This window comes from Lacipirellulaceae bacterium (assembly GCA_040218535.1).
Taxonomy (GTDB): domain Bacteria; phylum Planctomycetota; class Planctomycetia; order Pirellulales; family Lacipirellulaceae; genus Adhaeretor.
In genome coordinates, this window is the sequence record JAVJRG010000012.1 from 1,081,281 (window position 1) to 1,108,080 (window position 26,800).

The following is a 26,800-nucleotide window of genomic DNA, read 5'->3' on the forward strand; positions in this document are numbered from 1 at the left end:
CTGCGCTCCCTCGCCTCAAAAAAAACCAGGATATTGTAGACAATTATGTTTCGGCAAGTTAGGATAACTTTCCGATGCGGAGCTAATTGGGGCCAGCGCCCTCTTTTCACTTTTGAACGAACTTTTCGATGAGGCCAGTCAGGGAGTTGTCTCGACTGCTTGGCTGCAACAACCCTTTTGCGTTTCTAGTTTTCTTTCTTGGGAGGAGATCTAATGAGTACGAGATTAGTATCGCTTCAGCGACGTGCACTTGCCGTTGTCGCTGTTGCGGCCGCTTTCGCGGTAACTTCAACTGCTGCACAAGCAGCCACCGTTTTTCTTGACGAGAATCCGCCAGCGGGCGGGAGCTTGGCAAACAGCCTAACACTTACCAACGTTGCCGATCCCGTTTTGCCGGGTACGGCTGGTGAGGTTACCGATCTTGCAGCCAAGTTCAGCAGCGTTGCCACGCCGACTGTCCCCGTTCCTGCTGTTGCGATTGGCAAGCCTTTCTCCATCACTGTTGATTATCTGATTCCTTCAAACACTGAGTTAAACCAAGGCGACCTTCTGTATCTTCAGGTCAACCTTAACGGAGGGAATCGAGGATCCGTTGGTTTCATCGATCCAAGCGGTGCCCCAAAAGATGTTTGGAGTACCTTTACTCTCACGAATCTGAACTTCCCCGGTGGTGACCCAACGAATGGCCCACTCATTCCCGCTGGAACTAATGACATCTCAGCATTCCTGATCCTTGCTGACAATGGATTTGGTCCGGGTAACGATTTCCCTGGCGGCCTTGCCTACTATGTGGACAATTTCCGCATCGACCTGGTACCAGAGCCCACCTCGCTAGCCCTGTTTGGCCTTGGTGCTTTGGGACTAGTAGCACGTCGCCGACGCTAGTCAAAGAGACCCTCACTGCGCACCGCCAGCCGACATCAAACGGTGTTCGGCTGGCGGAGGCAGTTGTTCGCGAAGTGCCTAGAGAATTGATTGGCAGAGAGTACAGCAGCTTGAACTACGGTTTTCTCGGGGCAGAGACAACCACAGCACATTCAGAATCGACAACGAAAGTAGCCCGCCCTAATTTTTCCGAACAGATTGACTGCCATCTGGTGGGCGAGTTTAGCAGGCAGCCAAAAATAGTTTTTTACCACAATTTCGCAATCGGAAACTGGTAAGCACCAGTTTCAAAGCTGAGGAGCTTATTCAATGAAGTATTCAACCCTTATCAATCGCATCTGCTTTGCTGTCGCCTTTATGGCCGCTGCTACGCTGGCGAGTACAGGCTTCGCTCAAACTGTCATCTGGCAAGATGATGACCCCGGTTACATGGACGACGGCATGGGTACCCGTACGAACGGCGAATTCACCGTCCCTTCGGATGTTTCGCTGCCTGACTTTGGTCTGACGATTACTGAATTCGACGGGAATACTGTGACAGGAGATGCCTCGCGTGCCATCGTCGGTGGGGTAACGATGCCCGACAACACTGGCGCAACTGCCCAGTTGTTCCAAAACTTCAACTCGACAACCCTGCCGCTCGATCCTTCTCTGCAAGGTTCTAACTTCACGTATTCGATAGACTATTTCGTTCCCAACGATACCACTTTGGATAATCCTACCGGCGAAAGCGCTGACCTGTTCTATATCCAAATCAATTTCGACGGTGTGAACTCAGGTTCAGCTGGTTTTGTCGGAGAAGGGGCTGCCGGAACAGGTTGGCAGACTGCCACGGTTTCAGGCACAATCCCCGCAACTGCTACTGAGTTTTTAGCTTTCGGATTGATTGTCGATGGTGGCTTTGGAGGCAGTCCCGCTAATGCCGACGGCACAGGGGTCGCGCTCTACGTCGATAACATCCTCATCACAGCGGGCGAGGAGAGCATCGGCGACTTTAACTCCGATGAAAATGTCGACGGCACCGACTTCATTCTGTGGCAACAGCGCTTCATGAACCCACCACCATTCAATCCGATTCTCGAGACCGACGCTCAGGACTTGGTTGATTGGAATGACAACTACGGCACCATGGCGCCTGCGATTTCAGCAGTTCCCGAGCCAACCTCTTTGGTGCTCTGCCTATTGGGCGGAGTCGCCGCATTGGCAAGCTCACGCCGTCGTTCCTGCTAAGGGTTTCAATCGCGAGTTCATCGACGACACCCGCCGGTTCGTGGGGCAGCGACCGGTGGGTGTTTTTCATGCGCGGTTACTCCGCGAGCAGTTTTACAGCTCCCCATCCAGACCGCGCTGATAGTATTTATGGGTGATCTCTTCCTGGTGCTCTAGCAGCCAGTCGATCGAGGGCTCGTTGTGCATGGCTTTGTGGATCGCTCCGGCCATGGCTTTGCGATGAATTTCGAATAGCGCTTTGTGGTCGAGGTTCTCATCGGTAGCCGCACCAGGGTTGAGCCACACGGAGCAGATGATCCCGAGGTCGTTGGCTTTTTCTTTAGGGAGGTCCCCTGCCCTGACCGCATCCAGCACGCCGTTGGCAATCGCCGCTTGAACGGTGCCCATCAGGATGTTCGTGTAGGCGTTGCTCTTCACCGTGACTTTGCTGACCATCAGCGTGACCGGTCTGACCTGAACGTCAGTGTTGAGGATGGCAAACACCTTGGAGTGTCCAGCCGATTGATCCCCCGTGAGCGTGGCAATCGCGGTTCCCACCGGACCGTCTAGCTCGCCAATCACAACTTCCGGCTCAGCCGCGGTAAAAGGAGGTCCACCGCCCACTAAGCATTCGCCGGTCCGCATGATGATTCGTTCACTCATAATTCTTGGTCCTATTCTGTGGCTCGTCAGGGTAGCAGATGATTTGCTTTCTAGTTGTGGTGGAGGAGCAGGTATTTTGCAATGCACAAAACCCTCGCCAAGCGAGAGTTTTTGTCTGGATCGGGCAAACCAGGTAAAATACTGTCGATAGAGACTAGCCATGATCTTCACGTAGCGAATTCCCTTCTTGAAGGATGGTCAAATGGTGCGATCTTCAGTCCTTGGAATATCTGTCTTGGGGCTTCTCACAGTGAGCCCGGCGTTTGGCATTCCCCCCGATCAAGTGAGGAGTTCACCGATTCCTTCACTGGAAAAACCCAGACAGATCAATACGGGACGTACTCAGCAGGCGACGCGTCCTAGCCGGGGCATAGGTAACGACGCTGCATTGCCTCCCTGGCCAGAAGAAGCAAGCATGCCTGTCGAGGAAGGGTCGGTTGAAACAAGGGAAGCCAAGCGAGTTGAGCTTTGGAATAGCGACCGCATGAAAGCAGCTCGGCAAGCCGTGATGCAGTTTTGCCGGTTCTCAGCCAAGACCAGCCCGAAAGAAGGCGAGCAGTTCCTAAATCGCTTATCGAAGTTACCTCTCATCGAGATGAAAGATTGGCTCGAGCGGTACGAGGCGGGGCAGCAGGCCCGCCAGCGCGGGCGAGAGGTTTCGGCAGGAGCTCGTCAGCAGGCGATTGATCGCTCGCTGGTTCGTATTGTCGGACAACAGCAGCCGGGTCTCACGGCAGCAACTTTGAAAGCGAATCACGCCCTGCAAGCTCGCTTCGAAGCGGAGGAGCGCGCGCGTCAAGACGCATCAGCCTGCCGGGATTGCCCAACGTCCGATCAGCTTCTTTACTGGGACCTTACGCGACGGCGTTATGACCCCTTTGAGGTAGTGATCGACCCTTCGACGCCCCGGGGCTATGCTCGCCGTGTTGGGGCGGCGTTGAGTCTGCCGGGCGACCTGTCGCGGAGCGATCCTCGGAATTTCATCCGCGGGGAAAGGGGACAGACGTTTCTCGATCCGGCGGATGCACCACCGGGTGAGCGTTTGGGACGGTAGGATCGACGACGCTGTCGATCGCGGGCTGTCGATAGTGGCCAATCGATAGTAACTTAGCGTTGTGCAAGCACCGCGGAGAAGCCACGAGGTTCAACCAGCCCACGTCTTCCCCAGCCACCAGCCGGCAAATACGGCTGCCAAGCCTAACACGACATTAAGTGCGACATTTGTGAGCGCTAAGTGATGCTCGGCGTCGCGCATATGACTGGCTGTCTCGAACCCAAAGGTGCTGAAGGTTGTCAGTGCTCCTAGGAAGCCGATAGTTAGTGCGGAGTGCATCGTTGAGCTCCAACGCTGGGCTCCTTCAGCAGTCGTCGCTGTACCTAACGTTATGAACAACCCTAGGAGAAAACAGCCGAGGACGTTGACGATCAGCGTCCCGTAAGCGAAGCCCGCACCGAGCCACAATCGGCAGAGGACGTTCACCCCGTGGCGACAAACAGCACCGAGAGCGCCTCCGAGGGCGATGGCGATAAGGTTCATGACTTGGCTCAGGGGCGACGCGAAATTTAGGCCACGGATCGCACGGATGGCACAGACTTATGTTAAGGATTTTAGTGGCTAGAGCTTGGCTGGAAAGCATGAATTTCCGATCCGTATCTCTCTGTGATCTGTGGCTAGTATATTTCGACCGCAGTGCTCGTTAAACTATTGCCTTACAGATAAGCTTTTGACCAGCGAATAGCATGATTCAAATCATCGACAACTACGATTCCTTCACCTACAACCTTGTCCAGCGACTGGGGGAGATTGATGGCTCGTTGGAAATCCGAGTCGATCGCAACGATGAGATCACCGTTGAAGAGATTCTCGCTCGTCGGCCAGAGAGACTAATTATTTCTCCAGGACCTTGCACACCCAATGAAGCGGGGATTTCGGTACCGTGCGTGACTCAGCTTGCTGGCAAGCTGCCGCTATTGGGGGTTTGCCTCGGACACCAGTCCATCGGCCAAGCCTTTGGTGGAACGATTGTGAGAGCAGACCGTCTGATGCACGGCAAAACGGATCGGATACATCACACAGGTGATGGCCTGTTTGCCGGGCTGGAGAATCCCATGCAGGCGACGCGCTACCACTCGCTGGTGATTCAGCCTGAGACCCTCTCGGACGAATTCGAAGTCACCGCTTGGAGTGACAACCCCGAAACCGGCAGTCGTGAGATCATGGCCATCGCGCACAAAGAACTGCCTGTTTACGGATTGCAATTTCACCCCGAAAGTTTCCTGACGTACGACGGGACCGACTTGTTGCGAAACTTCCTGGCGGTGGAAACCGTGGGGGTTTGAGATGATTTCGGTTGACGAGGCGCATCAATTACTGGCTCAGGAAGTCGCGTCGCTCGCACCACGGACTATAGAACTTGGTAATCTGCTGAATCTTCGCTTGGCCGAATCCATAGTGAGCGATGTTGATTCGCCACCCTTCGCGAAGTCGTTGTTCGACGGCTACGCGATCAATGTGAGCGATGCGACGACCCAAAGACGCGTCGTCGAGGAAGTTACCGCTGGCAACGTGCCGAAGTCTACGATCGGCACTGGCGAAGTCATCCGTGTTATGACCGGGACACAATTGCCGGTCGGTGCCAACGCGGTTGTCAAGCGAGAAGAATGCAAGAACGACGGAGCTGCGGTCGGCGAATCGGTCGTTCTGCCCGATCAACTCCCCGAAGCTGGCAGTGGCGTCATGCAGCGGGGCGCTTCATTTGCGCGTGATGAGGAAGTTCTTGCAGCGGGCAAAGTGCTTGGCCCGCTCGATATTGCCCTGTTAGCGGAAATCGGGCGCACCTCAGCGAGCGCTGTTCCCACGCCAAAGGTCACGGTGTTACCAACAGGTAATGAGCTGGTTGAACCAGGCGAGCCGCTCGATGCCGGACAGATCCGCAATAGCAATGGCCCGATGCTGTTGGCTTCGCTCGAGCGGGCCGGTTTTGCGGGCGATCAACTCAGCATCGGACGCGACGATCCGGCTGACCTGGAAGCGAAGTTCACCGCAGGAATGCAGGCCGACGTACTGCTGGTGACTGGGGGTGTGTCCGCTGGTGTGCTTGACCTCGCTCCTGGGTTATTGAAGGGCATGGGCGTTCGCGAAGTCTTCCACAAAGTGCGAATGAAGCCCGGCAAGCCGGTGTGGTTCGGCGTTACCGAAGGCGGCGAGAGCAGGACTTACGTTTTTGGACTCCCGGGAAACCCTGTGAGCGCACTGGTGGCGTTTCATCTATTTGCTCTGCCCTTGCTGCGGACTTTGAGCGGCGAGCCCTTTGCTCCACCACAGCAACATCGGGGCGCTCTGACTGATGCTTTTACACACAAAGGAAAAAGGCAGACGTATTTTCCGTCACGGGTTGAAGCAAAGGGTGAAAGAGAGTTGCCATTGGTGACGCCGCTTGATTGGCGCGGCTCAGCCGATCTTGCGACGCTTACGCGAGCCCAGGGACTGGCTGTTTTCGAGCCAGGGGATTACGTCACAGAAGCTGGCGCTGAAGTTGAGTTATTAACTTTGTAGAAGTTGTCAGCTTTATTTAGACAGGTAGCGGGATTGTCAGGATCAACAGGATGAATCTTTTGTTATCCTGTCGATCTCGCCGATCCAGTTATCCGGTCTTATGTTCGCCTTACAAACCACGCTCGATCAGCCCAAAGTCGAGCGACAAAACATAAGCCATCAGCGAGATAATCGCGACGAAGCCAGCGGTATGCATGGCAACGACGAACTTCTCACCCGCCGGGCGACCACGCAAGCCTTCGTAGCCGAGAAACACCATGTGCCCGCCATCCAACAACGGAATCGGTAGGAAGTTGATTACGGCCAGGTTCGCGCTAAGCATCGTCAGGAACACTAGCAGTTTTCCGATACCATCGGCGGCCGAGTAACCGGCTGCCTTGGCAATCGTGACGGGGCCGCCGAGGGCTCCCATCGGGACTTGCCCACTGATGAGCTTGTTGAGAAAACGGTAGACCATGCCCAACGCGCCAATGGTTTCATCCCAGCCACGACGGACTTGTTCGCCGAAGGTTTCTGCTTTGCGAATGCGTTGGACGGTCTCAAAGATGATGCCCCGTGACGGATTGAAATGAGTCTCCGAAGGCACCGGTTCGAGAGTCTTGGTGAGCTCCTGGTCCCCACGTTTGAAAGTCAGCTTGACCTTGGTCCCCTCAGGTTGCAATTGCAGAGTGTTGAGGAGGGCGGGCCAGTTGTGCCCATCTTTGTCATTGAACTTCAGCGGATCGAGTTCGGGTCGCTCCTCTTTCGGAAGCGATTCAGGGTAGACGAACTCAGCGGCTAGGATGGTGTCGCCCTCTTGAAGTTCAGCGGCTTCCGCGGGACTGCCTGGGCGAACCACGGCGACCCGATTGAGCACCCGGTAAGCGATTCCTAAGGAAGGAACGGCGACAGGATCGTTCGCGCTATTGGCTTCTTCTAGCCAAGAGGCAGATCGCAGTGAGACGATCTTCGACTCGGTCGGTTGACGGCCTTCGCTCTCGGCGGCATCGCGGCGGATTTTCAGCCCGACTTCGACCTGACCTGCCGCTGCTAACTGTCGCAAAGTTTCTGGCAGCGTGACCGGGTCCCACTCACCAGTGTTCGCTTCTGACACCGTGGAAAGAGCATTCCCCGAGGCGTCGGTGACATCGGCCAGAAAATCACCCGGCTCGATCCCTTTCTTAGCGGCAGGCGAGTCTTGCTGCACGGCGACGATGCGGCCCATTTCCATGACGAGCCCCAGCTCGCGCATGGGATTGGCGTCTATTTCGATTTTGACTTCTTCACCGCCGGTGAGGTCACCCTTGGGATCGTCCTCGGGAGGCTTGCCGCCTCGCATGACAGTTACCGTGATGGTTTTCTCGGGTCGTTCCGACAGCAGGGAAACGTACTGGGAATAAGAGTCGACCGATTCGCCGTCGACGGCAATGACTTTATCGCCTGCTTCAAAGGCAGGCTCGGCGTTGGCAGCGGGGAATCCACTTCTCGCGACGGGAATCCCCGAGACATCGTTCACCCTAACGGAAAACGGAGGTCCCACGCCGATCTTTGCCAATTTGCCATCGATCTGGCGTGGCTTGAGATTTAATGAGCGGACTTCGCCATCTCGGCGGATTTGCATGTCGATCCCCTGCTCAAGATCAGCAAGCGTGACCGCGCTGCGGAGCTCATCGAACGAAGGATTCTTGACCTCACCGATCTGCATAATCTCATCGCCTGGGCGAATACCGGCTTCCCAAGCGGGCGAGCCCGGGGCGGTGAACGAGACGATGCTCGGTTCGTAAGGCACTCCCAAGCCGAAAGCAATCACCGCGAAGATGAACGCAAAGATGACATTCATGATGACGCCGGCGGAAATAATGGCCATCCGCTGAGGCACGCTCTTCGCCAGATAGCTGCGACTATCGACTTCGTACTTTTCGCCGTCTGGCCCCGTGATCGTTGTCGTGGGAACCTGCTCCGCGCTTGCGGATTCTTGCGACTCTTTTACTTGCTCGGCAATGTTTGCAGGGTTGTCGTCTTGACCGAGCATCTTGACGTACCCACCTAGCGGAAGAATGCCGATGCCGTAGGTGGTTTCGCCCCACTGTTTGCTAAGTTTGTAGCCACCGATGTCGAAGCCGACCATAAACTTCTCACACTTCACGCCACAGGCCTTCGCCACGGCAAAGTGGCCGAGCTCGTGCACGAAGATGACAAAGCCGAGGCCGAGTGCCACATAAACGGCAGCGAGAAGCCAGTCGCTCCACTGGTTGAGGTCGAGTCGAGCCAGCAGCATCAGGCCTGCGTCGAGGTGTCCCAGGAGTGAGGAACCCGACAGCGAGATTTCAGGCCAAGAACTTGTTAAAAAACTCTCAATCATGCACATACCCAACGGCTAACTTCTTCGCGGGCCCAACGGTCGAGTTCGACGAGGCGTTCCAACGAAGGATTTGGTTCAAAATGGTGGGCCCCCAGGATGCTTCGGCAGGCGGGGACGATTTCCGTAAAGTGTAGCTCACCGTCAAGGAAGCCCCCAACAGCAGCTTCGTTGGCTGCACTCAGCACCGCTCCGCTGGTTCCGCCCCTTTTAGCACACTCGGCCCCCAGCAAAAGTGCCGGGAATCGCTCAGGGTTGGGGGGCTCGAACTCCAGGTGAAACGCCTGCGTCCAATCCAAGCGTTCAGCCACAGCGGGCTGTCGATCCGGGTAGTTCAGAGCGTACTGGATAGGCATCTTCATGTCGGGGGGGCTCATCTGAGCCAGGATCGATCCGTCAATGAACTCGACCAGCGAATGCACAATCGACTGCGGATGAATCGCTACCGAAATTTTCTCCGCCGGAATATCGAACAACCAGCGTGCTTCAATGATCTCTAGCGCCTTGTTCATCAACGTCGCTGAATCAATCGTATTCTTGGGACCCATGTTCCAGGTGGGATGATCGAGCGCCTCGGCAACGGTCACTTGTTGAAGTTCGACAGGGGTCGCATGCCGAAACGGACCGCCACTGCCGGTGATGATCAGCTTGTCGACTTCGCTGGTCTTTCCCGCCTGCAATGCCTGGAACAGGGCGCTGTGCTCGCTGTCGACCGGAACAAGCTGGCCGTCGTTCTCGCGAGCGAGCTCCATCATCAGGCGGCCGGCCATGACGAGCGTCTCTTTGTTGGCGAGGGCGACGGTTTTGCCATTTTCCAACGCCGTCCAGGTGCTTTGTAAGCCCGCGCTGCCCACAATGGCCGCCAGCACGACATCAACGTCGGGTTCGGACGCGATTCGATTGAGTGATTCGGGGCCAATCAGCAGCTCGCAATCGACGGGCAGATACTTCCAGTCGAACTGCCGGGCTGCTTCGCTGTCGGTGACGATCACCCACCGCGGGCGAAGCTGCTGGGCTTGTTCGAGCAGTAACTCGCACTTCGAGTGAGCCGATAACGCTACCGCAGACAACTGTCCGCCACTGCTAGCAATCACTTCGAGAGCGTTTTTGCCAATGCTGCCTGTCGAGCCGAAAACGGCGATGGATTTGGCGACAGGCATGGCAGATCAACGGGCCTAAAGAGGCGACTCTTGAACAAGATGTGGGAAAACTCGGATGAATTGGCCAACCGAACCTGCGGCCAGAACTTGCCAAGACTGTTTAAGCGTCGCACCAGGATGCGGTGAGCTTCGTAGTGATGGTATTCGACAACCGAGGACGAATATCGCCTAAACGACGCTACTCGATTCCTCATGAGGCGTTAGAATTACCCACACGGAAGAATTGGGCAGCGTTACAACCGGTATTCTAGGTTTCGTCGGAATCATCGACAACCGCTACCCGAGTTGTGCGGGGTGACGCACCAAGAAGCGTTGAGGCCCCAAGAGTGCTAATCTACCCTAGATAGGTAGCATGTTTTGCCGGAAGTTTAGCCGCCGAGCTTGCTCGGCGCTCGCTTGAGTTTTGAGTGCGGGCCGAGGCCCGCAGCGAAACTTCAGTGACAGTGATAGAGATCATTCGAGAAGAGAATCGAGCCATTTATGGAACCCTCCAGCGACGAGAAAAAGCAATCGGCTGACAAGCGTGGCGAGAAGAAGCCAGCCCCCCAGGGAGGCAACCTCGTTTGGTACTTCCTCGGCATTTTCATCATCCTGCTGCTGCTGGGTACGATCTTCAACAGCAACAATGCGCTCACGCTCAAGATGAGTGAGCTGGAGCAGTTGCTTGTCGCCAGCAACCCCGAGAATACCGATTCGCCTCAATTCATCCTGATCGATCGAAAAGATCTTAAGAAACCAGTCCAACTCAAGCTAAGCGATCCTCAGGATATTGTCGTTGGAGCGACCTCGGTGACGGGGCGGGTTCGCCAGTTCACACGCGAACTAGCTGGTGGTGAGACAGAGTCAGTCTTAGGCGACCCAGGCAAGGCGAACAGCGCGTTCAACGAAGACAAAGACCCCGTCAAGTTCCGCGTCGATCGCTTGCCGACCGAAACCCGCATCGTCGATATCCTGGCTGAGAACAACATTGAGGGATGGAAATACGAACAGACGCCTAGCCAGTGGTTGGGCCTGCTGCCGGTCCTGATGCTGACCGGCATGTTCGTCCTGTTGATGATCATCATGCTGCGACGGATGGGCGGTGCCGGTTCGCCCATGGCATTTGGCCGCAGCAAAGGGAAGTTGATGGCGCAGGACGATCTCGACGTTTCGTTCGACGATGTGGCTGGCATTGAAGAGGCCGTCGATGAGCTTCGCGAAGTGGTTGACTTCTTAAAGAACCCCGAGCGTTACCATCGTCTTGGTGGCCGCATTCCCAAGGGTGTCCTACTCGTTGGACCTCCAGGTACCGGAAAGACACTACTGGCTAAGGCTGTCGCAGGCGAAGCGGAAGTGCCGTTTTACAGTCTCTCAGGTAGCGACTTCGTCGAAATGTTTGTCGGCGTCGGTGCGGCCCGGGTTCGCGACATGTTCGGCCAAGCGGAACAGCGCTCTCCTTGCATTATCTTTATTGATGAGCTTGATGCCCTCGGCAAAACCCGTGGCAGTGGTCAAATGGGTGGGCACGATGAGCGTGAGCAAACACTCAATGCTTTGTTGGTAGAAATGGACGGCTTCGGAACCAACAGCGGTGTGATCGTCATGGGCGCCACCAACCGCCCCGAAACGCTCGACCCCGCCCTGCTCCGCCCCGGTCGTTTCGATCGCCATGTGTTGGTCGATCGTCCCGACGTTGCCGGGCGCGAAGAGATCCTCGAAGTGCATCTTCAAAACATCAAGGTCGATGAAAAAGTTGACGTGAAGCGGATCGCCGCGATCACAAGCGGATTCGTCGGTGCGGATCTCGCGAATCTTGTCAACGAAGCGGCTCTGCTGGCTGCCCGCAATGGCAAGAAAGCGGTCGGCATGGATGAGCTTAACGAGGCGGTCGAACGCTCCGCTGCTGGCTTGGAAAAGAAAAGCCGCATCATGCAGGAGGACGAGAAGCAACGTCTCGCTTACCACGAAGCGGGGCACGCACTTGTCGCTTACGCCTTGCCGAATACGGATCCCGTGCACAAGGTTTCGATCATTCCTCGAGGATTTGGTGCCTTGGGCTACATGATGCAGCGTCCCGAGCACGACCGGTTCATGATGACGCGAGACCAGCTCAAGAGTCAGATCCAAGTCTGTCTCGGCGGTACCGTCGCTGAAGAGATCGTCTACGACGGCGACATCGGCAATGGTGCCACCAGCGACTTGGAGCGTGCCACCAACATTGCCCGTAGTATGGTGATGGATTTTGGTATGAGTCCGCTGGGTCGCGTGAAATTCCGCGAGAACCAACGGAACCAATTCCTCGGCGGAGGAGAGTTTGGCGGCTCGCAAGGCCACAGTGAACAGACCGCCCGTGAGATCGACGAGGAAGTCAATAAGTACATTGAGGAAGGCCTCGAGAAAGTACGACGCATTCTCGAGGAACGCCGAGGCACGCTCGACGCAATCACCAACATCCTGATCGAGCAGGAAACGATCGAAGGGGACGAGTTCCGCGAGATCATGGAAGAACACGGCGGCGGACCCAGGGTGGTCCCTGGAACCGATGCCGAGCCGAAACGCGCCAAGGCTGACGAAGAGCAAAGTGCCGGCGAGAGCGAAGCGTCAGGCTCGTAGCCCACGGCTCTGCCGTGGGATGGTTTTCCGCTGGTGGTCGTGTTCCGTCGTTTTAGGGTCGGCCCTGAGCCAAGTCGTTGCGCGTATTGTCACGGGGAACCAGTCCGCCGACCCATCCCACGCCAGAGGCGTGGGCTACGTGATTGGTTTTCGTGGGATTAGCTGGACGTTGATCATGCGGACTCCGTTGTGGCGACCGATATAATTGCGTGCTGCGTAGAGTTCCGCATCGTCGTCGAGCGTGCGGAAGTGGAAGCCCTTCGTCCAGATTCTTCCTCGACCTATCGCTTGTCTCATCCGATTCTTGAGCCTTCCGACCATTGCCCTCACGCCATCGTTGTGAGTGACAATCCAGTGCAAGTGCCATGATTCAACACTCACATCGGTGAGGTCGTAGTTGAATTCCTGAGCGGCCTGACACAGCGATTCAAATAACTGACATTGCTCTTCGGTGTTGAAGGTTATTGGTGGGGAACTCAATCGTTCCGAGAGAAACTTTTCCAACTTGGGTGCGGGAGGTAGGAGTTGCCCTTTTTGCACATAGCCACGTGCATCGCCAGGGAGCCATGTTCCAAAGCTGGTTGTCGTAATGAACGAGCATTGCTTCATACAACCATCATAACCCGTAGCCCACGGCTCTGCCGTGGGCTACGTGGCACGTTGAAAACATGGTAGCTCCAATCATACTGGAGCGATGGCCAATGCTCAGAAAACAAAAGCTCCTGTTGCCTCGACCGAAGACTTCCTTCCACGCGCCGCCCCCAAGTTGATGCTTCTCGGCGTGAGCATCGTGATGATTGCTTTCGCGCTCAAGGGAGTGCCCATCGCAGCGGCGATTGCATTGATCGCGCTTGGCGGTGTCGTTGTCGTGAAGCGGGTGCCGAGCCTGGTTCTGGCTCTCGTCCTCTACACGCCGTTGGGCGTCCTCGCTGTGGCAGCGCAAATGCAGATTTCACTGCGGACGGCCTCGCTACCTTGGCGGTTGGCTCTGACCGCGGATGCGGCACTAGCGATTTTGCTAATGCTGGTGATGCTCCGCCATGCGGGCGAGCGGTTGGTGCGAGATGCGTAGCCACGCTCGCCAGAGCGTGGATGCGCCCCGTTTCGTCCACCGTCTGGCGACGGTGGCTACGATCGCTAGAAACCCATCTCTACCGCACGATGCGACCCTCTGGCTGAATCTGATCGGCAACCCGCGTGCTACGAACTTCACGAGTTCGCCACGCCACCCGTTGCGGATGAAAGGGCCCCATCGCAAGGGCGATCCAGCCATCCTCGATCACCAACTGCGTGACCATCAACCCCTCGAAGCGCGAGTCCGTCTCAAGCCGCTCTGCCAGCAGTGGCACTTCCTGGGCGTTTTGTAGCAAACGACCGAAAACGCTGTGCAGAATCACCCGTGGGCCGGTGCGCAGACGAGGTCCTGAGAATTGCAAGGTCCCATCGCGGACGAGTTTCACTTGCAAGCCTTCGAGCTTTGGTTTGAAGAAGGTATGAACCTCGAAGTTGCGAATCCGGTCGCGACCACGTGCTAGTTCCGCCAAGGCGAGGCAAACCTCTAGGCGATCTCCCTCGCAGCGGACTCGTACCGCGTCACTCTTTGCAAACTCGATCTTTGCGCGAGCGGGTAAATCCTCAGGCAGTTCGCCAACCGAGCCGGTCAGTTTTAAGGAAAGCAACGCGTGGAGTTCCCCTGCGGTCATTCGTCGCCCATCAAGTCCTAGCCCACGGACGGCATTGTTGAGTGCCGACTCGTGGAGCTGCAGGCTCGCCAAACTATCCGAGGGTGCCGAAGGCCGCGGGGTGTAAGCACCAAGCTGTGTTTCATTAGCCATGCGTAGACGCATTACGGCCCGTTTCTCCGTGGTGTAAAGATCAACCGGCTCAGCCGCCAGGGCCAGCGTCTCGATGGGGCCCAGCACGTACTTTTCAAAACCTTGCTCGATTTCCTTCATTCGCGAGTCCGCGACGCGATCGATCCGCGTTTCGGCCTCGCGAACGACTTTTCGTTTCACGCGCGACATGGCCGAGCGACTTGAGCGGCTATGCTTCTGTCGGGCGATCCCTTCAACCAGCGGACCTAACAGCGGCACGGGTTCAAAGCTGCTGTCGACACCCACCAGACGATTTCTGCCACTGGCAGTGGCTTCGGTGGGAGCCGTCTTCAGTCCTTCGCGAGTGATGACGATTTCCTTCTCGGCCTCGAATTTCATATTTCCGGAATTGCGAACCCGGGCCGGCCAAGTGTCAGAGTAGGTGTTGGAGCGAACCTTACCGTCAGCTTCGAGAGCGATCCGCCAAGCGTTAGGGTCAGGCATCAGCCGAACGCTAACGTTGGTGGTCGTTTTCGCACGCCCGCGAATATCAGCTCCCGCTACCCGATCGCGCACGGGAGAGACAACCGGCTCCGTCTGGGGCGTCAATCGATTCAACAAGTCGCCGGTGACAGCCATCCGCAAGTTCGGACTACGGTAAACTTGATCAAGATGCTTTGCTAGTTTGCGAAGTTCAGGCGCTCGCGACCATCGCATGCGTTGGCGGAATTCGGCGATCGCCCGGGCGTAGCGCATCGTTGGCTCGGTTTCGTAGCTCTCAATCACATCAGCCAGCCTCGATAGCCGAACCGGTCCAGCGGTCCACTTCTCCAGTTCGTTCTGTATTGCGACGAATGGTTCTTGGCTGAGAAAGCTCTTCTGCTGCGATGAAAGCCGTGTGTCCGTCATGCGGGCAAGTACGTTCTGAGCGAGTTCTCTCTGCGAGGCACGAATCGTTGGCGACTGATACCCTTCCGCATCCTGCGAGGTGGCCAGTTGCGCAACGTCGTCCATTCGCAAATACTCACGCCACTGAGCCCCAGCCTCGTTACCTGCGAGCAGCGCAGCAATCTCGTGTAGGACGGGGGTAATTTGGCCACGATCAATGGGATAGCTCTCGCGTTCAGCTTCGGCTGCTAGTGCTTCGTCGAGCATCGCCTGCCAAATAGGTAACCTACGTTGGAGACTGGCAGTCGTACGCAGCAGCGCGGTCCGAGCATCAAGTTCGGTCGTTTCTAGGCCTTGCTGGCGACCCTTCACGGCCAATTCGGAGAGTTCGCCTAGTCTTTCTTGAACGTCTGACCCCGCGGGTAGCGAAGTTAGAGGCTCAAGCCGCATGAGCGTCTGCTCTGCCCAGTCATGAGTCAGCGGAAGTTTTGAGAGCTCAGTTAGGTCTTTGATAAGCGTATTGGGTCGCGAATAGAGAGCCGGCTGAGCAGGCGTTACTTTCGTGGGAACCTCTTCGATCTCTTCTTGCGGTTCGACGTGTTCTGACTCGACCTGGTTTGGGACAAGAGCCAATCGCGGCTCCGTAATCGCTGGGCTCATCAACGGTAGGTTGTCGACAGGTCGAGGGCTAACAAGGATCGAACGCTCAGGTGGAAGCATCGCCAAACGGTCGTTCGCGCTTTCAACACGCACGAGTGGTTGCGACGGTTTCCGAGCTTCCGCTTCGACCCGCTCGCGTCGTTGTTGGGCCGTCTCCAGAAGCGACTCGTAGGCACCTTGCATTTGCAGCAAAGTATTGAGACTAAACTCCTGAAGGTGCACAGGGGCGGCAACCACTCCTTCGGAAAGGGCCGTAGTAATCGGCCTCAGGCTGAGCGGTGCTGAGCGAGTTTCGGAGAGTTCGTCGACAACCGTGTAGTCCTCGAACGATTCATCACCGTAGTCGTCATAGTCGCCATTGCTGAGAATCGGGTTCACCACCGGGGCCACGAGCGACGCGTCGGGCTGGTTATGACGGGCTCCCTGCCTAACAACCGGAGGTAGTGGCGGAGGAAGCGTTGACGCGGGTTCTTCGATGGCGTCAGTCGAGGTGACGGACTCCTCAGGCTTACTTTCGGCGCGATTTTCGGTTGCAAGTTCGGATTCTGAAGAAGCTTGCGTAAGCGCGTTTTGGCGTAGCTGTTCTCGATAGTTACGCCAAATGCGAGGTGCAGCCAGTGTAATAATCAGCAAACAGACCAACGCGATAATCGGTGGCCAGATGGTTCTTCTGCGTTTCCATTGCATCGCTGAAAACTCTCCAAAATCCTCGGGACGATATCCACGGGAACAACGCTTCGGTGACGGACTGGTGCCTGGGGCGAAGCGACCAGAGGAATCAGGCTGCCGGTACAATCGCTGCACGGCATAAGCGCACTTATCGATATGATCGGCCATTCGAGAGCGATAGCTTGCGTACTGGTTGCCGCAATCGGGATAGTCTGTGCGAAAACTCCTTCGAGACAGCAGATCGAGCCATAGACGAGCAGAATTGCTAGCACTTTCCTGCGGGATGACCCGTTGACGACTGATTGCAAGGCTGTGCTGCGAGAGTTAGGCTGCTAGCATCACCACTCCCATACCATTTCTGTATGTCTGTTCGCTATGTCCAAAGGTTCTCTGCCAACCAAAGAGTTCTCGTCCGTTTCGACGAAGGATAAATCGCTAGAGCGGCGAGCTTCGAACCTCTTGATGCGACTGCTCGCGTTGAAGGGGCCCAGTGGTGATGAACGCGCCGTTGTGAAGTTCATTAGCAAAGAGTTACAGAAGGCGGGAGTGCCTGCTGCCGCGCTGACGCTTGACGATGCGCATCATCGTTCGGCGATGGGGGGCCATACGGGAAACCTCGTGTTGAAGTTGCCAGGCACGATACGCGGACCTCGCAGGATGCTCACAGCTCACATGGATACGGTGCCGATTTGCCAAGGTGCTCGACCCGTACGCGAAGGTCGCCGGATTGACTCCGCAGATGAGCATACCGGTTTGGGTGGAGACGACCGTACTGGTTGTGGCGTCCTTCTGACAACGGCTTTGGAAATCTTCCGCCGAGGTCTGCCGCATCCTCCGCTGACTTTTCTTTGGACTGTTCAAGAGGAAGTCGGTTTGCATGGTGCACGCAATGCGAAACTCTCGTTGTTAGGACGCCCCAAGCTAGCTTTCAATTTCGATGGAAGTCACGTGAACCGCCTAATCGTCGGAGCGACTGGCGGGTATCGGATGAAGATCATTATCAAGGGCGTCGCCAGCCACGCGGGGGGACATCCTGAGCGGGGCGTGAGCGCTATCTCGATCGCTTCATTGGCGATTTCTGACCTTGTCGAGAAAGGTTGGCACGGGCTGATAGCGAAGGGCCGTAACCAAGGCACCAGTAACGTTGGCGTCATCAGCGGCGGGCAAGCCACCAACGTGGTGACCGACCATGTCGAACTCCGCGCCGAAGCTCGCAGCCACGATCCGAAATTCCGTTTGAAGATCGTTAACGAAATCGAGAAAGCCTTTCACCGAGCAGCAAAGAAAGTGAAGAACATCGATAAGCAAGCAGGCAGCGTGATGATCGACGGGCAACTCGATTACGAATCGTTTCGCTTGCAGGAGACAGAGCCCTGTGTGCAAGCCGCCCGCGAGGCGGTGGGGGCGGAGTCCTTAGAAGCTGACTTCGCAATTGCCAACGGCGGGCTTGACGCGAATTGGCTGTCAGCCCGTGGTATCCCCACTGTTTCCCTTGGCTGTGGTCAGAATGAGATCCACACCGTCGACGAGTGGGTCAACCTTGACGAATATATGCACGCGGTGCGAGTCGCCTTGCGTTTAGCGACCGCGACGTAGCCCCAGAATTCCGCTGTACGAGCTGGAGGGTCTATCATGCAACCCAGCGACGAACTCTGCCTCTGCTTTCACGTCACGCGACGGAAAGTCGAGAATTACATTCGTCTCGAGAAGCCGCGACGCGTGGGCCAACTGGCCGATTGCTACGGAGCCGGCACCGGCTGCGGTTGGTGCCGTCCGTTTTTGGAGCGACTTTTCGAGGCGGCTCAAGCAGGGAATGCTCAGGAAGTGGAACTTCCCTCGCCTGAGCAATATGCATCGGAACGAAGCGATTACGTGAGCGACGGACGCGGCACGCCTCCACCGGTAGCGGGTTAGTCTCGATTCGCTCCGCGAATCGTGCCTGCCATTTCGCTACCTCGATTCACGGAGTAAATCTGTTGGGTATTACGCGTTTACCAAGTCGAGTTGACGAGATAGTCCTGCTTGGAACCGTTGCCGTTGGCAAGCTCTCCAAAGTTATAATCAAAGCCATCCGCTCCAGCGACCAGTTGGATGCCGCCAAAGCCGCTGCTGATGACGTCGCCGTCGCTATCAAATTGATCCAAGGCGGCAAGTCCCTGTGGTGCGGATCCCGAGGGGTCGCCATTATTGCCGACCGTTTCTTGGCCATCTCTATATCGAGTCGGTTGTTGCTCGGTAATGTTGTATTGGCCCGGCTGCAAGTCAGTGAACATATACATGCCGCCGGCATCGGTGACGGTTTCGCGTCGGACTGGATTTCCTTGGAAATCGTTACCCGTGAGAATCACGGTCACTCCCGCGATGGGACGCTCGTTCGATTCGAAGATGCCGTTATCGTTGCGATCGACGTACACCTTACCACTGATGCTGGCCGGTTCGGCCACGACGACGGTCTCTTCCGTATCGACATTATTTGCGTAGGTGGTTTCCTCTTCATTGCCACTGACTTCCGCTCGGTTGAGCAAAGTGCCGACGAATGCTTGGTCCACGACCACTTGCACTTCTACGGTGCGCGATTCGCCGCTCGCTAAGTCACCGATCTGGAAGGTGACGTCGCGACCATCGCGAGAGTTTGCCACTGAGGCACCCTGGAACTCAATGCCGGTCTCAGGGAGCGTATCAACGATCGTCACGCCGGTGGCTTCAGAAGGGCCGTTGTTGCGGATTTCTAGGGTGTAGGTAAAGCCTTCCCCGGGGCTGACCGGATCTTCACTGTCGGTCTTGACGATTTGCAGATCGATGACCGGATCGACGACCGTTGGCTCGTCATCTTCGTTATTGTTGTAGTTGGATTCCTCTTCGTTGCCACTGACTTCTGCGACGTTTAGAAGCGTTCCGACGAAGCCTTCGTCAACACGGACCGTGATGTTGATCGTGCGCGAAGCTCCTGCCGCTAGGTTGCCGACGTTAAATCGGACCACACCGCCGGAGTTGCTCACCGGCGTCTGGGAAGCGGAGACGAATTGCACTTCATCAGGCAATGTGTCAACCACTTGCACGCCGGTGGCATCCGAAGGTCCGTTGTTGGTGGCCCGGAGAATGTAATCGAACTCTTGTCCAGGCTTGACCGGGTCGTCACTGTCGGTCTTCTCGATCGTGAGATCGATGATCGGATCGACCGAGTTGGTCACCTTGTCGGAGTTGTTGCTCAGGTCGATTTCGTTGGGTGCGATCACCGTAGCGGTGTTTATAATCATCCCGGTGGCATCCGAGTCGATGTCGACGGTGACCGTGATCGTCACGGTTTCACCGGGAGCAATGTCTCCCAGGTTCGAAGTCAACTCACCATTGGAATGATTGACTTGAGCTCCGTTGGAACTGCTGGCTGAAACAAACTGCGTATTCGCGGCGAGTGTATCTTCGAGACGAGCATCAAAGGCAGTTGAGGGTCCGTTGTTGAAGATGTCGATCGTGTAGACCAAACGATCCTCGGGGTTCACACGATTGCCGTCACCGGCGTCAATGTCCTTGTCGAGCTCGAGATCGAACCCGTAGAAGCCAAAGTCGACAGTAAGGTTGGTGTTCGGATCGTTGTCCCCATCGTTGGTTGGCTCTGCTTCGCCGGTGAGCATGATCGCCTTACTCACGACGCCGGCACCAACGACACGCGTACCGTTGTCGTCCTCGTTGATATTGTCGTCGGGATCGGAAGCGGGGTCGTTACCAGTGCTGCTGACAAGCCCAGCCAGCGGCAAACCTTCATTGAAGTTGTCTTCATCGACCTGAACAACGTACTTGCCCGGGAAGAGGTCGGCGAACTTGTACCGTCCCGTCACATCGGTCACATCACTGCCCAGGAAGGCATCAACGCCCGCGGTGTACTCGTTGTTGCCGTCGGTGTCCTCATAGAGGTTTACTTGAACGCCAGCGATGCCCTGCTCGCCGGGGTCGAACTGGCCGTTGTTGTTCTCATCTGCCCAAACGTGATCGCCGAGGCAAAGTTCCGGCTCGACAACGAAGTCAAGCTGCTTGGTGGTCCTTCCTACGAGACCAATCAGCGAGACTTGACCATCCACGGCCGAAACACCTTCGAAGGTGACTTCGATCGCCCCGACGTTGGTGAAGTCTGCCCCGTTTCCTGCGCGGCTGTCTGGCGTATCCTCAAAGCCGAAAACCAAGTACTGCGTTGCTCTCCCGCCCTGTGTCTCGGGGACAACCGTTGTGAACTCACTCCAGTTGTTAGCGTCGGTGTAGATCTTCATCTTCACGACCGAGTTCGGATGGTCTGCACCGACGGTCAGCGCGATGCCCGTCATGCGACTGCCGTCGCCTTCGGTCAAATCGACGCCACCAAGACCTGTGGCATTGACGCCCGAGGCACTGTTGTCGAATCCGTCCCACACAATTTTTGCGTCGCCAGTGACGGTCGTGTCACTAGCGAGTCGGATGAGCCCATCGCCGGAAGTCAGTGACACGGCAGAGAAACGATCCGTCCCCTCAGTGAGTGTCACATAGAGATCGCGTTCACCGCCAAGGACGGTGCTATCCGCCATGCGCGAGGGGTCGCTCGAAGGCAACGGCGGCGAGGCCGAGACGCGCTGTTCGGATTCGAACGAGTCGATCGCTGGTCCTTCGGCAAACTCCGCTTCCTGGTCCGTGATCACGACTTCGCGGACGTCCTCACCCTCTTGAAAGTGCATCCCTTCAGGTGGAGTGATTTTGACGAAATAACGACCGGGGCCGAGACTTTCAAAGCGGTACTGGCCGTTGCTGTCGGTCGTGATGGTGGAGCCAATGCGCGTGTCGTCGCCGCTGCCGGCACCATCGAACTGTCCGTTGCCGCCATCCCGATAGAGGGCCGCGGAAGCGCCAGAAACCACCAAGTCGTTTGTAGGGTCGTTGTCGCCCGCCAGGTTTGCGTAGAGCGTCCCGACGATGTCTGCCATATCGGCGGCTAGCAGCTCACGCGATTCTAGGGTTTCGAATCCTAGTTTCGTTGTGGCTGAAGGATCCGACTTGCGATTGCGGAAGAAGCTGGGAAAGGAAACGCTCGACTTCGATGCTTTGGGCGCCATTTACGCACCTCGCAGACAGGGAAAAGACCATGGTGATAGAACACGCCGTAGCCCTGATATCGGTTGCGAGGCCGAATGGAGTTCGGTCTGAATCGTCAGGCCGAAAGGTTTTGCCCAAATAGAAGAAGTGCTAGCACCACCGTACCACCACGCTCCGCGTGGTTTGGAACTTAGGTTTCGCTTCTTTAGCTAGCAAGGCTTGGGCTAATGAGAAGAATTGTCATAAGTTTTTACTCACTCAAGCGAGTGATAGAACGTTGGTTTGCTTTTCCAAGCGGAGCGTGGAGGTACGATGCTACCAGCGGTATTCCGCACCAAAGTCAAGTCCTTGAGCCCACATTCCTGTCTCAATCATGCGGAATTCCGGTGCGATGCCTGTTTCGTTACCGTCGAAGCGTGGGACCTTGTTGGGGTCGATCTGTAGCGTAATTTGGTCGCCCGGTCGAACAACGTTGCTCCAGTACAGGAAGGTATAGCCCGCGGAAAGGCGTAGCCGATCGGTAAACATGTAGCCCAGCTTAATCCCGAGTTCAGGCATGACGCTGAATTGATCCCGTTCGTACACGCCGATGTTACCGGGAACGTTTGGTGTCGTACTTCCAGCTGGAAGAGCAAGTAGTCCGCCGGGAACGGTCTCGGGGGCTCCGCCGTCAGGAGTGCGCGTTGTACTGCCGTTGATTCGGACAGTTTGCTCGGTGTTGCCGAGCGCAATTTTCGAGAGGAGATCAAGCGACCAACGTTGCCGTTCCCACTGCCAGCGAAAGCCGACCTCAGCGCCTGTGAACTGGTTGGTGGTGTCGAACATGTCGTTGACAATGAAAGCGTCAGGAGCAGTACCTCGCTCGATCAGATCTTCTCGAATCCAAAGTTGCTCATCAAGATCGGCCCAGCGTATGCCCCAGAGGAAATCGGTGCGGCGCACCCCTGGCAACCAACCCGCCCCGCCGCCGACGCCGCTGCCACAGCCCGTGCAACTATCGCACCCCCCCACGCAATCGCCACAGCCAATGTCGCAGGATTCTCGGCAGCAGAGTCCGTGCATAAAACGAATTCCGGCAGTCGAAAAATCACTACGGGATCGGACCGTGACGTTACCATCAAGGTCTTCTGTATCCACTTCTTGGACGGCTCGACCGATATTCAGATCTTCAGGATCAATCACCCCATCCCCATCTCGATCCAAGATGGCAACTGCGATAAAGGGACGCCCAATCACCGTATCGGGAACGACACCGTCAAGTTGACCCGCGGAGAATTGTTCCGAGATTTGCTCTAGGTCAAGATAGTCGCCTTCGATGCCCCAGTTGCCGTAGTCGTCGAACCAATATCCAAGCGTGATACGGTATCCATCGCGACCTTCTTCAAGAATTCGATTGCCGCCGTAGATAAAATCAGTTCCCGGGTCCTGAAATTCCACGTCGTCCCCAACGCCAGGATTAACGATGGGCATCGTATCTTGAATCACCAGTGGTGGCGTATTCATACCTTCAAGCCACCACTGCAGGTATTCACCGCGAGCGTAGAAGATCGGTCGCGAGCCAAACCCGCAACCAGGCTTCGAGCAGACGGGGTCGCCACAGCCCACGCAACCGCCCATCGGTAAGCCAAAGTCGAGGCCGTCCGAGGGACCATCTAAGTACAGTGCGTCCGACTGTGGTACCATTGCTTGTTCGTACTGAGCAAGTTGCAATGCGTTGTCGATCTCATCGGCACCGCTGCCGCTTTGGGGCAAAATGAGTTGACTGGCGAGCAAGGTTGTCCCTGTATCACGGCGCACGGTGACGGTTTCACCGAGATAGGGGTCAAGATCAACACTCTCGCTTGACTCCACGTAGCGTTTCACCTTGCCGTAGCGATCAAGCAATGCGTAGGGCGGGCTTCCGTCGCTTGTGTCTGGATTGTTCACAAGCTTGCCACGCCAAGGAGCGGTTCGCGCTGCGATACTCTGTTTTCCATTGAGTGTGGCCGAAGTGCGTTTTCTCTTCGAGGAAAGCGGATCGCTGGGGGCTTTATCGGCGAAGATCGAATCGATGAATTTCCCTGCGGCTTGGTCCGTTTCGCCGCTGCGAAGTGCCTCGCCACGGAGCCGACGACGGTCAGCCCGTCTTTGCATCGCATTGCGGTCGGAAGATGAGGTCTGGGCACTGACTTCAGTGACTTCAACGGCAAGGAGCAAAACTGCGAAGGCAGTTAAAAACCGACGACAAGAGAGCTTACTCATAGTGTTCATCCAATGTTTTCCGGGAAGACGCTTTGGACCCCAATCCCGCGTAAGGTCTTAGCGCTCATGGACTCATCTCATGTGCATATCGCGATCCGGTTTTTGGTGCTTTCGCGGTATGCGGCGGGACAATTAGCAAATGACGCGATGTTTGGGCAAGGTCATTTTTTCCGGATACCCGACGGAAGCACGCGGTTGGAACATTGCTATCAGACAAGAGTCAGTGGATAATGCACGCTGTTATGCTTCTCACGGCAGCATAGGGGCACGTCCAGAAAAGTAGGCAGACAATGCCGCCAAGCGACAACAAGAGCCATGTGGCCAGAATCTGACAAGACGGAAAAGCTACTGAGCAACGCCCGTGGTGGCGACGCAGTAGCTGTGAATCAATTGCTGGAGCGCCACCGCAATGCGGTGCGCAGAATGATCGACCTGCGGATGGATCAGGTCCTCAAGCGACGTGTCGATGCTAGCGATATCGTGCAAGAGGTCATGATCGACGCGAATCGTCGGCTGCAAGACTACCTTGCCAATCCGGTGATGCCCTTTCATTTATGGCTCCGCCAGATGGCGAAAGACCGACTGATCGACGCCCATCGCCGTCATCGCCAGACCGCCCGACGCAGTATGGATCGCGAGCAACCGCTTGTCTCAGCGGCAGGGAACGAATCCTCGGTCGATCTCATCGGGCAGCTCAGCGATCAGGAACTCACTCCCGCGGCTGCTGCAACTTGGCATGAGCTGCAAGCGCGTTTCGAAGATGCGTGTCGCCGACTGGATGACATGGATCAAGAGATTGTCTTCATGCGGCACTTCGAGCACATGTCCAACAGCGACGCCGCCGAAGCGCTAAAGCTTACGCCCCAGGCTACTAGCATGCGTTACTTACGTGCCATGCGACGGTTGAGAAAACTCATGGAGGGAGACGATCCAGATCGAACCGATACCAACCTTGCCGGGGACGAGGAGTCTCAAGAGTCGTAGGCGGCGTCATCTCCCATGCAAGAAACCACTGAACGCGACGAGCGCCTGGCGGCGATTCTGCAAGAAGTAACCGACGCCAATTCCGCAGATCGTCCGCATCTCGATGATCTTATTCGCGAGCACCCCGACTTAGCGGAAGACCTACGCGAGTTGTGGGGGGCCGTGATGGTGGTGGATGCGGTGGCAGCCAATAGCAGCCAAGTCGGGAAGCCGGACTTACCGGAGACCGTCAACTTGGCTTCCCTGGGTGAAGACTCAGCCAGCGGTGGCGCCCATCCCCCCAAGCGGTTAGGAGATTTCGAACTGCTCGAGGAAATCGGTCGCGGTGGCATGGGCGTGGTCTACAGGGCTCAGCAGGTGAGCCTGGACCGTGAGGTTGCGGTGAAAGTCATGTTGGGTGGAGCTTCTGCTTCAGCCGACGATCAGGCAAGATTTCGGTCTGAAGCCGAAGCTGTCGCTCGCCTTGATCATCCACGGATTGTCCCGATCTACGAAACGGGTACCGAATCGGGCTGGCGCTACTTCGGCATGAAGCTGATTACCGGAGATACGTTAGCGCAACGAATCGCGGCCGGACCGATGCCGCAACGCGAGGCAGCGCGACTGGTGATGCAGGTGGCACGTGCGATCCACTACGCCCACACGCGCGGTGTCGTGCATCGCGACCTCAAACCGGCCAACATCTTGATAAACACTGAGGGGACGCCAAATGTCTCTGACTTCGGGCTCGCCAAACGAAGTCAAACCGACCATACCTTGACAACGACCGGAGCCATCCTGGGCACACCCTCTTACATGGCTCCCGAACAAGCCGCCGGCGGTCGAGGTACGGTAGGCCCCGCCTGTGACATTTACAGTCTTGGTACCATTCTCTATGCGTTGCTGACAGGTCGCCCTCCTTTTCAGGGGTCAACACCCGTCGATACGGTCCTGATGGTTCTGGAGCAAGATCCCTTACCGCCGCGGCTTCTCAATAAGAAAGTCGATCGCGATCTGGAGATGATCGTGTTGCACTGCCTTCAGAAGCCACCCGAGTTGCGTTACGCAACGGCGCACGAGATGGCCGAGGACTTAAACGCCTACCTGGCTGGAGAACCGATCGCAGCACGAAGTGGGCAACTGACGCAGGTCGTCGCTCGACTTTTCGGCGAGACACACCATGCCACGGTGTTGGAAAATTGGGGGCTTCTGTGGATGTGGCATGCCGCGGTTTTGGTGGTGCTGTGCGCGGTGACCAACTGGCTCCACCTAAAGCGATTCGACTGGCCTCAGATGCAAACCACTTGGCCTTACGTGGCATTGTGGGGCGGAGGGTTGGCTATCTGGGCTCCGATCTTCTGGGCAGTCCGAAGTCGAGCTGGACCAGTGACTGCCGTTGAACGTCAAATCGCCCATGTCTGGGGTGGCAGTATTATTGCTGTGATTCTGTTGTTCGTGATCGAGTCGCTGCTAGAAATGCCAGTGTTGACGCTTTCACCCATCTTGGGATTGATCAGCGGCATGGTGTTTGTCATCAAGGCAGGAATTCTGGCCGGCAGCTTCTATGTCAACGGAGCAGCTTTATTTCTCTGCGCGCTAACGATGGCATGGATGCAACGAGTTGGCTGGCCCTACGGAACAACCGTCTTCGGCTTGGTGGTGGCGGCTTGCTTCCTAGTTCCCGGTTGGAAATATTTCCGCCAGAGTCGCCGGGCAACCTAAACCATAGCAAGCTAAGAGAGCTTTATCGCAGGCGGTAGTAGCCACCGTAGTTCATGAATCTACCGGAGAGATTCTGATAGGTCGCTGCGTGACCAGTCGGCATGATGTCCGAAGCACCACGCAGTTCGTAGGGTGCCCTCGCAGCCGTCGCTTGGACTTGCTGATTCCGTTGAGCAGTACGTCTCTGCTGTGCCTGTTGCTGTTGCTGCTCGAGCTGTGGCCTGACCTGCGTGTGGTAATTCGGAACGGCTCCTGTTGGTAGGCCGCCGATATTCAGGTAAGGCGAGAGATTTGAACTCTGAGTCACATTCGAAAACGGCTTCGAACGTTGACTGCCTAAGGGAGAGGTAGCGAAAATATCTCGACTCGAGTTACGTAGATTTAC

General features: G+C 56.5%; 20 protein-coding genes. 11 read left to right on the forward strand and 9 right to left on the reverse strand.

Annotation, left to right across the window (positions count from 1 at the left end):
- The first annotated feature begins 213 nt into the window (after positions 1-213).
- On the forward strand, positions 214-885 hold the full coding sequence (locus tag RIB44_18400; protein ID MEQ8618548.1) for a PEP-CTERM sorting domain-containing protein: 672 nt from the start codon (positions 214-216) through the stop codon (positions 883-885).
- Positions 886-1,194: 309 nt separating this feature from the next.
- Positions 1,195-2,115: a PEP-CTERM sorting domain-containing protein gene (locus RIB44_18405; protein ID MEQ8618549.1), complete on the forward strand. Its 921-nt coding sequence runs from the start codon at positions 1,195-1,197 to the stop codon at positions 2,113-2,115.
- Positions 2,116-2,208: 93 nt separating this feature from the next.
- Here the strand turns inward: RIB44_18405 and fae are convergent, their stop codons facing one another.
- Entirely contained in the window at positions 2,209-2,757 is a 549-nt protein-coding gene (gene fae / locus RIB44_18410) for a formaldehyde-activating enzyme (protein ID MEQ8618550.1), read from the reverse strand.
- Positions 2,758-2,959: 202 nt separating this feature from the next.
- On the opposite strand from fae, the gene RIB44_18415 reads away from it, so the two are divergent.
- The gene (locus tag RIB44_18415) at positions 2,960-3,811 is read left to right on the forward strand and encodes a hypothetical protein (protein ID MEQ8618551.1); all 852 of its coding nucleotides are present in this window, start codon (positions 2,960-2,962) and stop codon (positions 3,809-3,811) included.
- A 90-nt stretch (positions 3,812-3,901) separates the two neighbouring features.
- On the opposite strand, the gene RIB44_18420 is transcribed toward RIB44_18415, so the two are convergent.
- The gene (locus RIB44_18420; GenBank protein ID MEQ8618552.1) at positions 3,902-4,294 is read right to left on the reverse strand and encodes a CrcB family protein; all 393 of its coding nucleotides are present in this window, start codon (positions 4,292-4,294) and stop codon (positions 3,902-3,904) included.
- A 203-nt stretch (positions 4,295-4,497) separates the two neighbouring features.
- Between RIB44_18420 and RIB44_18425 the strand changes: the two genes are divergently transcribed.
- Positions 4,498-5,097: an aminodeoxychorismate/anthranilate synthase component II gene (locus RIB44_18425; GenBank protein MEQ8618553.1), complete on the forward strand. Its 600-nt coding sequence runs from the start codon at positions 4,498-4,500 to the stop codon at positions 5,095-5,097.
- Between the two features lies 1 nt (position 5,098).
- Entirely contained in the window at positions 5,099-6,313 is a 1,215-nt protein-coding gene (locus RIB44_18430) for a molybdopterin molybdotransferase MoeA (protein MEQ8618554.1), read from the forward strand.
- 109 nt (positions 6,314-6,422) lie between these two features.
- On the opposite strand, the gene RIB44_18435 is transcribed toward RIB44_18430, so the two are convergent.
- The gene (locus tag RIB44_18435) at positions 6,423-8,654 is read right to left on the reverse strand and encodes a site-2 protease family protein (protein ID MEQ8618555.1); all 2,232 of its coding nucleotides are present in this window, start codon (positions 8,652-8,654) and stop codon (positions 6,423-6,425) included.
- Entirely contained in the window at positions 8,651-9,811 is a 1,161-nt protein-coding gene (gene dxr, locus RIB44_18440) for a 1-deoxy-D-xylulose-5-phosphate reductoisomerase (protein ID MEQ8618556.1), read from the reverse strand. Before dxr ends, RIB44_18435 begins: the two co-directional genes overlap by 4 nt.
- Positions 9,812-10,291: 480 nt before the next feature.
- Here dxr and ftsH point away from each other — a divergent pair, with 480 nt between their 5' ends.
- A complete protein-coding gene (gene ftsH / locus RIB44_18445; protein ID MEQ8618557.1) occupies positions 10,292-12,403 on the forward strand; it encodes an ATP-dependent zinc metalloprotease FtsH in 2,112 nt (703 codons plus the stop codon).
- A 135-nt stretch (positions 12,404-12,538) separates the two neighbouring features.
- Here the strand turns inward: ftsH and RIB44_18450 are convergent, their stop codons facing one another.
- Positions 12,539-13,012, reverse strand: coding sequence for a hypothetical protein (locus RIB44_18450; protein ID MEQ8618558.1), 474 nt, complete (start codon positions 13,010-13,012; stop codon positions 12,539-12,541).
- Positions 13,013-13,097: 85 nt separating this feature from the next.
- On the opposite strand from RIB44_18450, the gene RIB44_18455 reads away from it, so the two are divergent.
- Positions 13,098-13,475, forward strand: coding sequence for a hypothetical protein (locus RIB44_18455; GenBank protein ID MEQ8618559.1), 378 nt, complete (start codon positions 13,098-13,100; stop codon positions 13,473-13,475).
- 79 nt (positions 13,476-13,554) lie between these two features.
- Here RIB44_18455 and RIB44_18460 read toward each other — a convergent pair whose 3' ends face one another.
- Positions 13,555-16,602 carry a hypothetical protein gene (locus tag RIB44_18460; protein MEQ8618560.1) on the reverse strand — a complete coding sequence of 1,016 codons (3,048 nt, stop codon included), beginning with the start codon at positions 16,600-16,602 and terminating at the stop codon, positions 13,555-13,557.
- A 207-nt stretch (positions 16,603-16,809) separates the two neighbouring features.
- Between RIB44_18460 and RIB44_18465 the strand changes: the two genes are divergently transcribed.
- Positions 16,810-18,030: a M20/M25/M40 family metallo-hydrolase gene (locus RIB44_18465; protein MEQ8618561.1), complete on the forward strand. Its 1,221-nt coding sequence runs from the start codon at positions 16,810-16,812 to the stop codon at positions 18,028-18,030.
- A gap of 36 nt (positions 18,031-18,066) precedes the next feature.
- Positions 18,067-18,348: a (2Fe-2S)-binding protein gene (locus RIB44_18470; GenBank protein MEQ8618562.1), complete on the forward strand. Its 282-nt coding sequence runs from the start codon at positions 18,067-18,069 to the stop codon at positions 18,346-18,348.
- A 77-nt stretch (positions 18,349-18,425) separates the two neighbouring features.
- Here the strand turns inward: RIB44_18470 and RIB44_18475 are convergent, their stop codons facing one another.
- A complete protein-coding gene (locus RIB44_18475; GenBank protein MEQ8618563.1) occupies positions 18,426-21,509 on the reverse strand; it encodes an SdrD B-like domain-containing protein in 3,084 nt (1,027 codons plus the stop codon).
- Between the two features lie 295 nt (positions 21,510-21,804).
- The gene (locus tag RIB44_18480) at positions 21,805-23,730 is read right to left on the reverse strand and encodes a BBP7 family outer membrane beta-barrel protein (protein ID MEQ8618564.1); all 1,926 of its coding nucleotides are present in this window, start codon (positions 23,728-23,730) and stop codon (positions 21,805-21,807) included.
- Positions 23,731-24,045: 315 nt separating this feature from the next.
- Between RIB44_18480 and RIB44_18485 the strand changes: the two genes are divergently transcribed.
- Both RIB44_18485 and RIB44_18490 read left to right on the forward strand, forming a co-directional pair.
- The gene (locus RIB44_18485) at positions 24,046-24,714 is read left to right on the forward strand and encodes a sigma-70 family RNA polymerase sigma factor (protein ID MEQ8618565.1); all 669 of its coding nucleotides are present in this window, start codon (positions 24,046-24,048) and stop codon (positions 24,712-24,714) included.
- A gap of 15 nt (positions 24,715-24,729) precedes the next feature.
- A complete protein-coding gene (locus RIB44_18490; GenBank protein MEQ8618566.1) occupies positions 24,730-26,415 on the forward strand; it encodes a serine/threonine-protein kinase in 1,686 nt (561 codons plus the stop codon).
- 22 nt (positions 26,416-26,437) lie between these two features.
- On the opposite strand, the gene RIB44_18495 is transcribed toward RIB44_18490, so the two are convergent.
- Positions 26,438-26,722, reverse strand: a complete 285-nt coding sequence (locus RIB44_18495; GenBank protein MEQ8618567.1) for a hypothetical protein — start codon at positions 26,720-26,722, stop codon at positions 26,438-26,440.
- Between the last annotated feature and the right edge of the window lie 78 nt (positions 26,723-26,800).

Bases quoted from the DNA above. Each gene is read 5' to 3' on its own strand.
- RIB44_18460 (MEQ8618560.1), bottom strand. From the start codon at position 16,602: ATGGCCGATCATATCGATAAGTGCGCTTATGCCGTGCAGCGATTGTAC.
- RIB44_18475 (MEQ8618563.1), bottom strand. From the start codon at position 21,509: ATGGCGCCCAAAGCATCGAAGTCGAGCGTTTCCTTTCCCAGCTTCTTC.
- RIB44_18465 (MEQ8618561.1), top strand. From the start codon at position 16,810: ATGTCCAAAGGTTCTCTGCCAACCAAAGAGTTCTCGTCCGTTTCGACG.
- ftsH (MEQ8618557.1), top strand. From the start codon at position 10,292: ATGGAACCCTCCAGCGACGAGAAAAAGCAATCGGCTGACAAGCGTGGC.
- RIB44_18425 (MEQ8618553.1), top strand. From the start codon at position 4,498: ATGATTCAAATCATCGACAACTACGATTCCTTCACCTACAACCTTGTC.
- RIB44_18455 (MEQ8618559.1), top strand. From the start codon at position 13,098: ATGGCCAATGCTCAGAAAACAAAAGCTCCTGTTGCCTCGACCGAAGAC.
- RIB44_18490 (MEQ8618566.1), top strand. From the start codon at position 24,730: ATGCAAGAAACCACTGAACGCGACGAGCGCCTGGCGGCGATTCTGCAA.
- RIB44_18430 (MEQ8618554.1), top strand. From the start codon at position 5,099: ATGATTTCGGTTGACGAGGCGCATCAATTACTGGCTCAGGAAGTCGCG.
- RIB44_18480 (MEQ8618564.1), bottom strand. From the start codon at position 23,730: ATGAGTAAGCTCTCTTGTCGTCGGTTTTTAACTGCCTTCGCAGTTTTG.
- RIB44_18485 (MEQ8618565.1), top strand. From the start codon at position 24,046: ATGTGGCCAGAATCTGACAAGACGGAAAAGCTACTGAGCAACGCCCGT.
- fae (MEQ8618550.1), bottom strand. From the start codon at position 2,757: ATGAGTGAACGAATCATCATGCGGACCGGCGAATGCTTAGTGGGCGGT.
- dxr (MEQ8618556.1), bottom strand. From the start codon at position 9,811: ATGCCTGTCGCCAAATCCATCGCCGTTTTCGGCTCGACAGGCAGCATT.
- RIB44_18405 (MEQ8618549.1), top strand. From the start codon at position 1,195: ATGAAGTATTCAACCCTTATCAATCGCATCTGCTTTGCTGTCGCCTTT.
- RIB44_18400 (MEQ8618548.1), top strand. From the start codon at position 214: ATGAGTACGAGATTAGTATCGCTTCAGCGACGTGCACTTGCCGTTGTC.
- RIB44_18435 (MEQ8618555.1), bottom strand. From the start codon at position 8,654: ATGATTGAGAGTTTTTTAACAAGTTCTTGGCCTGAAATCTCGCTGTCG.
- RIB44_18420 (MEQ8618552.1), bottom strand. From the start codon at position 4,294: ATGAACCTTATCGCCATCGCCCTCGGAGGCGCTCTCGGTGCTGTTTGT.
- RIB44_18415 (MEQ8618551.1), top strand. From the start codon at position 2,960: ATGGTGCGATCTTCAGTCCTTGGAATATCTGTCTTGGGGCTTCTCACA.
- RIB44_18470 (MEQ8618562.1), top strand. From the start codon at position 18,067: ATGCAACCCAGCGACGAACTCTGCCTCTGCTTTCACGTCACGCGACGG.
- RIB44_18450 (MEQ8618558.1), bottom strand. From the start codon at position 13,012: ATGAAGCAATGCTCGTTCATTACGACAACCAGCTTTGGAACATGGCTC.